This is a genomic window from Novosphingobium sp. BW1, assembly GCF_008107685.1.
Lineage (GTDB): Bacteria > Pseudomonadota > Alphaproteobacteria > Sphingomonadales > Sphingomonadaceae > Novosphingobium.
In genome coordinates this window covers 1-251 of record NZ_VIRF01000002.1, presented here as the reverse complement: position 1 = coordinate 251, position 251 = coordinate 1, and the positions used below count along the sequence as shown (strand labels likewise).

1 pseudogene is annotated in these 251 nt (G+C 62.9%); it reads right to left on the bottom strand.

Annotated elements, in window-relative coordinates:
* A pseudogene (locus FMM79_RS00010) lies at window positions 1–138 on the bottom strand (IS630 family transposase); the annotation flags it as partial.
* Between the last annotated feature and the right edge of the window lie 113 nt (window positions 139–251).

Here is a 251-nt window from a genome sequence, read left to right as displayed (position 1 = left end):
CGCCCGCACCGTCCAATGGGTGGCCTCATGGCTGGGTGGTTCCAGCGTCAGCGCAACGACCTTGTCGACCAAAGCCGCATCGAGAGGCGCGATCCCCGGAGGTCGGGTCTTGTCGCGCAGCAGCCCAGAGGTGGCCTGGAGAATCTGCACACTGAGATAATTGGATTTTCTGCCTGAGAGCAGCCAGATGGGCTGCGAGACAGGAGCAGAGAATGAGCAGACGACCCCGGCGCAACCACAGCCCGGCATTC